We start from the raw sequence: 9240 nt of genomic DNA on the forward strand, positions 1-9240 counted from the left end.
ATCCAACTAAGGAACGACCATGGCTGTCCAGTATTCCACCACGCACCGTACCAACGCCATGACCGATCTGGTCACGGACCTTGGTTCCACCGGCTACCTTCTCATCTACAGCGGCTCGCCTCCTTCCAACTGCGCAGCCAGCGCGACCGGCACGCTGCTTGCATCGCTGCCGCTCTCATCCACTGCTGGGAATGTCTCCAGCGGTGTGCTGACGTTCAACACGATCACGACCGAAAACGCCAGCGCCACGGGGACTGCGGTCTACTACCGGCTCTGCACGTCGTCGGCAGGTACGACTTGCGTGAGCCAAGGCACGTGCGCGACCAGCGGGGGCGACCTGACGTTGACCTCGACCAGCATCACGTCGGGTCAGCCGGTGTCCGTAACTTCCTGGACGATCACGGCGTACGGGGCGTAAGCCATGAGCACGGTGCTAGCGCAGTGAGGCCCTGAGTGGCGAATCCGGTTTTCGTCGCGCAAGGATCTTCCAGCGAAGCTGGAACGTCCACCGCTTCGGTTCTCGTAAAAACCTCCGATGTACAGGTCGGTGATCTGATCGTCGGCGTCTTTACGAGCTACACGAACAACACGACAACCGGAACGCCAAGTTTGCCGTCTGGATGGGCTGTCGGCACGCACGGCAGCCAAACGAACCAAGGAGGCGGATTTACAGATTTCACGTATGTCGCTACCAAGGTCGCCACTTCTGCGGACGTTGCGACCAGTGGAGCACCAGTTTCCTACACATTCGGCGTAACTTGGACTGCGGCTGGGGGCTCCAATGGATCAAGCGCCCTTGTCTTTGCATATCGCGGCGGTAATACCGCTCAGCCGGACGATATCCAGACGACGATTTCGCCAACGTCCGGAACCACGGTTCAATCCCCCGTAGCGACAGCCACCGTTGCGAACGACACGCAGGTCTGCTTTTTCTTCGACCTAGGCAACGTTGGCACAGCCCCGACGATATCGTCTCCGCTGACCTCGCGGATCGCGTACAACGATACCGGGAACGGCACTGGCATCCAAGTGGCGGATGTCAACTTGAGTGCAACCGGAACAACCGCGCAGTACACCGGCACGCTTCCGGAAACGATGAGCTCCAGCAGCGGGATTTTTGGTCCCGCGTTCACGTTGCTGGTCAAGGGCGTCTCCAGTGGTGGGGTCAGTGCCTCGGCATCGCAAACGGACGGCCCCGACACGCAAGCCGCGACCGGCACTCCGCTGATCGTCCTTAATGCCGCGCAAACCGACGGCGCGGACACCCAAGCCGCCAGCGGGACGGTGGGCTCTCCCGTATCGGCATCTGCTGCGCAAACCGACGGCGCGGATACACAAGCTGCAACCGGCACTCCGCTGATCGTTGCAAGCTCGGCGCAAACCGATGGGGCGGACACGCAATCCGCAACGGGCACGCCGCTGATTGTGCTCAGTGCTGCGCAGACGGATGGCGCGGACCCACAAGCGGCTACCGGCACCAGTGGGTCAGCGGTCAGTGCCTCGGCAACGCAAACCGATGGGGCGGACACGCAATCTGCAACCGGCTCGCCTGTCATCGTCAGCAGCGCCGCGCAGGCTGATGGTGCGGACATCCAGACGACCGCAGGCACGCCGCTGATCGTCTTGAGCGCTGCGCAGACAGACGGCGCGGACATCCAGGTCGCAACGAACGCGCAAGGCTCGATTGTTTGCACGGCGGCACAACGCGACGGGGCGGATGTGCAGTCTGCGTCGGTCGTCATCGCGTACACGTTCGACTCGGCGGTTGCGCTCTTTGCAGCCATCCAGGCCGGCATCCCGTTCTTTTACACGGGAAGCAAGCCCCTGCCGCTGCTCTCGCAAGCCTTCTCGTCCTCGGGCACGTTCACAGTGCCTGCTGGCGTGACGCAGATCCTGGTGAGTGCCACGGCTGCGGGTGGTACGCCGATGGGCACAGCCGGTCAGCAAGTCATCAAGCAAACGGTCAATGTGACGCCGGGACAGGTCATTACGATTACCATTGGTCCGAACGTCACGCTCACCAGCAATGGCGCAACGCTCCTGACCTTGCTCGCCGGCTCGCCCTATTCCAAGGGCACGCGGCAAGGAACCATTCAGCAGGATTCAGGGATTACGGGGCTCGGGTTTGGAACTGACAGCGGCCCGGCTGGCAAAGCCGCAGTCGTCATGCTCTGGAGTTGATATGGACAATTTTCTCGCGGCGTGGCAGGATGTGCTCGGCAACGAGGGTGGTTATAGCAACAATCCTGCTGACCCGGGCGGCGCGACCATGTACGGCGTCACGCAGCGCGTTGCGCGGCGCTATGGATACATGGGCGACATGCGTGACTTGCCGCTATCCATGGCGCAAGACATCGCGCGCTCGGAATACTGGAACCCGTACCAGTGCGACAAGTTTGACCCGCGCGTGGCCTTTCAGGTGTTCGATACAGCGTACAACGGGGGTGAACCCGTCAAGTGGCTTCAGCAGGACGGGATCATGGGTCCGAAAACCGTCACGGCGGTCAACCTGACACCCGCGCTGGTTGTCGTCATGCGATTTTGCGCGTATCGTTTGCAATACTACACAAGTTTGAAGGGCTGGCCTACGTTCGGCAAGGGATGGACGAACCGCGTAGCCAATAACCTGCTCAAAGGGGCCAAGTGATGAGCCTGTCATGGAGTGATGTAGGCAAAGCGATTGCGGGCATTGCGCCGGTGCTGGGCACCGCACTTGGCGGACCTGCGGGTGCTGTCGTCGGTGGGTTGGTAGCCTCGGCCCTCGGGACCAACAACGACCCGGTATCGGTCAATAGCGCCATCGCGGCAGACCCTGCGAACGCAGCCAAGATCCTCGCGTTGCAAGCGCAGCATGAGGAAAACCTGCGCAAGATGAATCTGGACTACGAGACGGCGCTGGTCACAGCGCAAGCTGGCACCATCCAAGCGGAGGCCAAGTCCGACTCTTGGCTGGCTGCGAACTGGCGCCCGATCCTGATGCTGACCTTCACGTTCATCGTGGCGGTCAACTATGCCTTCCTGCCGATGGCCGGATGGTTCGGCGTGCACGCCGCTGCGCTCGCGCTACCCCCTGATATGTGGGACCTGCTCAAGATCGGCATCGGCGGCTACATTGTCGGGCGCTCGGGCGAGAAGATCACGCGGAATCTCAAGCAATGAGCGACCCCGAGTTCCGCAAAGTAGACCTCGCGTACTTTCGGTACCACATCGTCCCAAAGTTCGAGGCACTCCATTGGGAAGAAGTCGGGCGAGACAAGCGATACAAGCCCGACCTTCTCTGGGAGCAGTACGAGCTTTTGGAAAAGCTTGGGATGCTGCACATCTTGGCGATGTTGCTGGACGGTGCGCCGGAAGGGTACTTCGTAGGGATTCTGTCACCGCATCTGCATTACCGAAAGATGCAGATTTTTCTTTCCGACATGTTTTATATGAGCGAAAAGTGCCGAGCCATGCATGGTGTCAAATTGTTCCGTGAAGCGGAAAAAATGGCCCGCGCGGTGGGTGCGCATAAGATGCACGTCGTTTACAAGACCTACAAAAGTATCGAGCCGATCATGCGTAGGTTAAAATTCCAGCAAGTGGAAGTCGTAGCTGTCAAGAACCTGGAGGCCTGACATGGGCATGACCGCACTGGCCGCTGTTGCCGCACCTGTAGTAAGTAGCGCCGTGGGCGGGATGCTCGGGGGCGGCGGATCCAGCGGAGGCTACTCGGGCGGCTCGTACCTGCCCCCGAACCTCGGGCAAGCCGCTGGCAACGAATTGGGCCTGATCCCGCAACTCGGCCAGAACAACCTGTATCAGCAGTACCTGCCGCAGGCGCAAAGCGCGGTCAATCAAGCGCTGTATAGCCCGTACTATGGGCAGGCCCTTCAAGGGGCGCAGCAAGCCGCAGGTGCGGGGATGCAGCAGGGCTACAACGCACTTGGCGGTGCGAACCAGTTATACGGCCAGATGGGGCAAATCCCGGGGCTGGAAAATCAACTGGTGCAGTCGGCCTTTGACCCGCAGTCGCAACTGTACAACTACCTGCAAGCGCAAAACACCAACCAGACCAACGCCGATCTGGCTGCACGCGGGCTTGGCATGAGCGGTGCGGGTGCGCAGATCGCGTCGCAACAGAATCAACTGTTCAACCAAAACTGGCAGAACAACCTGCTCAACCGTCAGTTGCAAGGCGTGCAGGGCGTGGGTGCGCTCAACCAGTCGGCGGGGCAACTCGGCACTATTGGCGCAAACCTCGGCACGCAAGGCACGAACCTGATTAACCAATCGGCTTCGATGCCCTATCAGACGCAGCTCAATGCGTTGCAGAACCAACTGGGCCTCATTGGCACGGCGGGGCAGTACGGGCAGCAAGCCAACGTTCCCTACCAGCAGCAAATTGCGGACTATAACTCCTACCAAGGCCTTGGCAGCCCAAGCGCACAGTTCGGCCAACAGCAAGCCGCTATGCAAGGCGCGGCCAGCATTGCGCAGCCCATCGGGAACGCCATCGGCGGCGCGGTCGGCAATTGGGCGGCTGGTTTGGGTGGTGGCAATAGCGGGAACTATTTCGGCACGGGTTCCGGCTACAACCCCAACTTCATGACGTTGCCGGGAGGCTAAAATGGCCCTGTTCTCGCCCTTTGCGCTCGGAGCTGCGGGTGACGTTTGGAAAATGAACCAGCAGGATCTGCTGAACCGGCAACGGCAGCAGCAGATCAACGACATGCTGGCCAACGACGCGCTCAAGCGTCAAATGATCCAGTCCCAAGTCACGGGCGGCGGGATGGGCTATCTCGCCATGGGCGGACAGCACACCATGCAGCCGCCCGCACCGCAAGGAGCGCCGGCACCTGCGCCCGGACAGAACAGTGCGCAAAACCCGCTTCCGGCAGGCGTTACTGCGCGATCGTTCGGCGTCCCGCAGCAGGGTGCGGGGATTCAGTCTGTGCCGCTTCCGGGCGCGGCCCCCACGCCCACATTCGTCCCCGGAGGTGGGTTTGCTGGTGTAACAACCCCCGATCAGGTGCGTCGCGCCGTTGGCCTGGATCAAATGAGCCCCGGCGCTGGCGCAAGTGTTGTGGCGAGCATGATGCGGCACGGGCACGTCCCCATGTCACCGTCGCCACAAAACGCGAGCGCGCAAGTGCCGACCAGTCAAGCGCCGCCCGTGCAAGCAACACCCGTTGCGGATCGAGGCACCGTCGGCCGCGCACTTGCGCTGGCGGCTAACAATCAGCCTATCGGCCTTGTTGCGCAACAGGTCAAGAACCTGAAAGCGATGTACCCAAACATTACGCCCCAGCAGGCGTACTTTGCCATGCAGTCCACGAACCCGACGCTTATGGCGCAAGCCAAAACGTCGGCGCAACTCGCCGGGATGACCATCGACAGCCTGTTCAAAGGGCTGACCAGTTGGGCGCAGATCACCAACGCGCAGACGCGACAAGCTGCGCTGCCGTCGCAGATCCAGGCAAATGAGGCCCGAGCGCAGGAAGCACGCTCCATGGGACAATATTATTCCAGCGCGGTGGGTGGTGGTTCACCGGCTGCTGGAAGTTCGCCTCCGCCGTCGTTCGATCTGGCGCTGTCATACCTTAACGGAACACTTGGCTCAACGAGTGGTCCTGTGGGGATAGGGCGTCAAATGCGCGCGTTTCAGCAGCTTCAAGCCATCGGATTGACGCCTGCCGCCGAAAAGCCCTACCAGAACGACCTTACGTCATCTCGCACAGCGGTGGCGCAATTGCAACAGCGGGTGTCCACGTTGCAAGCGACCTCGCAAGCGCTTGACACGCAACTCGCGCAAGCTAATCAAGATGCTCAGCGGTTGCATCTTTCTGGCCCGGTCGCGTGGAACAAAGGCAAACTGTCCGTGGGAGGGCAAGTTATCCCGACCAATTCACCGCTGTACCAGTTGTTCCAACACTACGACGCACTCGTTGCCGAGGCGTCCCGCGAAGCTGGTGCGCAGCAGATGTTCGGGAAAGCTACCGTTGCGGGCCTCAAAAATGGCGCGCAGATCGTCACTGCGAGCAAAGGCGAAGGTTTGCAAGGCGTCCTGCAAGGCCTTCGAGACGGCGCGCAAGCGTCCATCGCTGCGTTGAACCATACGATCACGGGTGTCCAACTGCTCCCCCAACTGCGCCTCATCTCGCAATCCAGCAAACCCGCTGCCGCTGCGCAAGCATTCGGGTTTACGCCCATGACGATGACGCAACTCAAGGCGTACGCCAAGCAATACAAGATCAGCGACGACCAAGCTGCGATGGCGCTAGCGACCAACCCCAACCAGCGTTACTACGTCGTAGGCTACCCGTATGGACAATAACGCTGTCGCAGGCCTTCCGCCGCCGCCCGCATGGATGCTTGGGAGCACCAAAAGCACTGCGCCTCCCGCAAATGCCCCTGCGCATGATGTGTCGGGTTTGCCGCCGCCCCCTGCGTGGATGACGGCGACGCCTGCTACACCCCCTGCGCAACCCAAAAGTGCCGTGGATCAGATTCCCGGTGGCTACCCGTCTGGGCAAGCACCAAGCGCACAGGCACCCGGCGCGGGGCAAACGTGGTATCAGAAAGCAATCGGTGCCGTCACATCGCCGCTGGACGTTGGCGCGGGCATGCTGCAAGGCGCGGCGATGAACGTCGCAGGCAACTTGTATGGCATTGGCAAGGAAGTTGCAACAGGTAACTTCGGCCACGGGCTGGCCGAGCGTACATCCGCGAAGTTCCAGCAGCAACACGCTTACCAGCCCGCGAGCCCGCAGGGTGCGGCTGCGCTACAAGGTGCTTCCAACTTGCTCAACCGTTCGGGGGTTGCGGGTATCGCGCCGGATATGTCCGTTGCTGGTGCACTTGGCACGTTCGGCCATGACGCCGCTGGGCAAGTAGGGCGTGGGGCAATCCGAGAAGCGGGTTATCTTGGCGAGGGCGCTCGCACTGCCGCTGGCAAAATCGGCCCGCTCGTGCCGGAGCCTGTCAAGGCCGCAGGACGCACCGTAGCGAAGCCGTTCCACTATCTCGGCAGTCCCGAAGCCAGCGCGGGGGCCAAGGGTGCCCGCGCCATGGCTGGTGATCTTGCAGCCCAAGTGCCTGCGCCCGGTGCGAAGCCTGTTACACCCGAACCCCCGCCGATGCCGCAAGGCGCGCTGCAACTTCCTCGTATGGGCGGCGACGCGAAGCCGTCTACCATCCAGATCAACGAAGGTCTGGCGAAAGCCATGGAGGCGCGCAACGTAGGATTGGAGCAAGCGCGCAAGGCTGCGGGCGACAACATTGAGGCTACAGTAGCCAATACGCCGCAAGCCAAGTTGACCGAAGATAGCCCGCTCTACAAAGACTTGGGCGGCATCAAAGACTCCTTGGTCAGGGCGCAAGAAAACGCTGGCACAAGTGCGCAGCGGGCTGCGCTGCAAAGCGTCATTAACGACATTGAGCACATCCGGACCAACTCCAACACACCGCTATCCAGCTTGATCGAGTTGCGCAGGCAACTCTCGCAAAAAGCCAAGTTCGGTGAGCCTGTGTCGGGATTCGACGCTATCGGCACGCAAGCCGCTGCGAAGCTCTCGCAGCAACTCAACGATGTGCTCGACCAACACATCGAGGGGTACAAAGCTGCGCGTGGACAATACGGCGACGTGCTGGACGAGCAACAGCCGTTCCGTGCCCGAATGCTCAAGGCGCTCGGCGCGGACGAGACGACTGGCGCGGACCTCACAGCGCGCGTGATGCAATCCCCGCAAAACGTCAAGCTCGCCATCGAAGCCGCTGGCGATATCAAGCCTGTGGATAGCGCCATCGCGCAGCGCGTACAGGCTGACTTGCAAGGCAAGAGCATCGCCACGATGAAGGCTTACGTGGACGAGCACCGGCCCATCCTGGAGCAATTGCCGCAGGCGCAAAAGACGGCGAGCGACATGGTGTCACGCACCGAAGCAACGCAGGCGTTGCAAGACATTCAAAAGGCGTCGCAAGCACGGCTGGAAGCGGATATGGCCTTGCGTGACAAAGCACTCAACCAGCAAGCCGATATCTACAAGCAGCAGCATCAGGCCTATATGGCGTCGCTGGAAACGGCGAAAAAGTATGACGGCATGTTCAGGAATTTGAATACTTTGTCGGTTGACAAACTCCCGGACGCTTTGCGCAATGTACTCAACCACATGTACAAGGACGACTTGTTCTCGTCGAACATGGTAAAAAACGCCGAAAAATATAGCGAGGCTTTGGAGAAAGTCAAAGCGTTCGAGAAGTCTATCCAGCGCCAGAAACTCGTGCGGCGCTTCACGGGAGCCGCTACCGCCGTAGGCTTCGCGCAGTACGCGCTGCACCGCAAAATGTGGAACATCATCGTCGGAGCCACGCATTGAAAATCCTCGTCATTGATCCCTCGGCCCTCGCTTTGGATTTCTGCCTGCGCAGCATGTCCGAAGGCGCGCAAGTCAGGTGGTTCATCCGCAACAAGCCCGAAGGGCAGATCACGGTGGGCGACGGCCTGGTGCAAAAAGTCCAGCACTGGGAGCAGCACATGAATTGGGCGGACCTCGTGTTCCTGCCCGATAACGCCGTGTACATGGCGGACCTCGACAAGTGGGCGCAACGCGGCTACCCGGTCTACGGTGCCAACAATTTCACCGCGCAATGGGAACTGGACCGTCAGGTGGGGATGGACGTGCTCGCCGCGCATGACGTCAAGCTTATGGAGGGTGAAACCTTCCACAGCTACGACAAGGCCATCGCGTATGTAAAGTCCACCATGGGCCGCTACGTCTCCAAGCCCTTCGGCGACGCTGACCGTAGCCTGTCGTACGTCAGCAAGGGACCGGCCGATATGGTCTACATGCTAGAGAAGTGGAAGCGCACGGGTAAGCGTGTGCCCGGCTTCATTCTGCAAAAGTTCCAGCCCGGTATCGAGATGGCGGTCGGCGCATGGGTCGGCCCGCACGGTTTTGCGTCGCCCTGGTGCGAAAATTTCGAGCACAAGAAACTCATGGTGGACGACTGCGGGCCGAACACGGGCGAGATGGGCACCGTGGTGTACTACACCGAGAAATCCAAGCTGGCGGACAAGGTACTTGCGCCACTGGAAGATTATCTTGTGCGCGCCGGACATATGGGGTTCGTGGACGTTGCCGTTATCATTGACGACAAAGGGGTGCCCTGGCCGCTGGAATTCACCATGCGCCCGGGTTGGCCCATCTTCAATATCCAGCAACAACTTCACCGGAGCACGGCGTCATGGATGCTCGAAAGCCT

The 9240-nt window shown here is 60.7% G+C and carries 10 protein-coding genes; 9 read left to right on the top strand and 1 reads right to left on the bottom strand.

Annotated elements, in window-relative coordinates:
* Nucleotides 1-19 precede the first annotated feature (19 nt).
* Nucleotides 20-418, top strand: a complete 399-nt coding sequence (locus tag B7Z66_15570) for a hypothetical protein (protein ID OYV74691.1) — start codon at nt 20-22, stop codon at nt 416-418.
* A 460-nt stretch (nt 419-878) separates the two neighbouring features.
* On the opposite strand, the gene B7Z66_15575 is transcribed toward B7Z66_15570, so the two are convergent.
* A complete protein-coding gene (locus B7Z66_15575) occupies nt 879-1076 on the bottom strand; it encodes a hypothetical protein (protein OYV74692.1) in 198 nt (65 codons plus the stop codon).
* Nucleotides 1077-1095: 19 nt separating this feature from the next.
* Between B7Z66_15575 and B7Z66_15580 the strand changes: the two genes are divergently transcribed.
* The 8 genes from B7Z66_15580 to B7Z66_15615 form a co-directional block, all read left to right on the top strand.
* Nucleotides 1096-2181 carry a hypothetical protein gene (locus B7Z66_15580; GenBank protein ID OYV74693.1) on the top strand — a complete coding sequence of 362 codons (1086 nt, stop codon included), beginning with the start codon at nt 1096-1098 and terminating at the stop codon, nt 2179-2181.
* Between the two features lies 1 nt (nt 2182).
* Nucleotides 2183-2647 carry a hypothetical protein gene (locus tag B7Z66_15585; GenBank protein ID OYV74694.1) on the top strand — a complete coding sequence of 155 codons (465 nt, stop codon included), beginning with the start codon at nt 2183-2185 and terminating at the stop codon, nt 2645-2647.
* Nucleotides 2647-3159, top strand: coding sequence for a hypothetical protein (locus B7Z66_15590; protein ID OYV74695.1), 513 nt, complete (start codon nt 2647-2649; stop codon nt 3157-3159). The genes B7Z66_15585 and B7Z66_15590 overlap by 1 nt, the downstream gene beginning before the upstream one ends.
* Nucleotides 3156-3614 carry a hypothetical protein gene (locus B7Z66_15595; GenBank protein OYV74696.1) on the top strand — a complete coding sequence of 153 codons (459 nt, stop codon included), beginning with the start codon at nt 3156-3158 and terminating at the stop codon, nt 3612-3614. Before B7Z66_15590 ends, B7Z66_15595 begins: the two co-directional genes overlap by 4 nt.
* A 1-nt stretch (nt 3615) precedes the next feature.
* Entirely contained in the window at nt 3616-4605 is a 990-nt protein-coding gene (locus B7Z66_15600) for a hypothetical protein (protein ID OYV74697.1), read from the top strand.
* Between the two features lies 1 nt (nt 4606).
* Nucleotides 4607-6313, top strand: coding sequence for a hypothetical protein (locus B7Z66_15605; GenBank protein ID OYV74698.1), 1707 nt, complete (start codon nt 4607-4609; stop codon nt 6311-6313).
* A gap of 289 nt (nt 6314-6602) precedes the next feature.
* Nucleotides 6603-8354 carry a hypothetical protein gene (locus tag B7Z66_15610; GenBank protein ID OYV74699.1) on the top strand — a complete coding sequence of 584 codons (1752 nt, stop codon included), beginning with the start codon at nt 6603-6605 and terminating at the stop codon, nt 8352-8354.
* On the top strand, nt 8351-9240 hold an 890-nt coding region (locus B7Z66_15615), incomplete at its 3' end, for a hypothetical protein (GenBank protein OYV74700.1). The genes B7Z66_15610 and B7Z66_15615, both read left to right, overlap by 4 nt.

The organism is Chromatiales bacterium 21-64-14 (assembly GCA_002255365.1).
Lineage (GTDB): Bacteria > Pseudomonadota > Gammaproteobacteria > 21-64-14 > 21-64-14 > 21-64-14.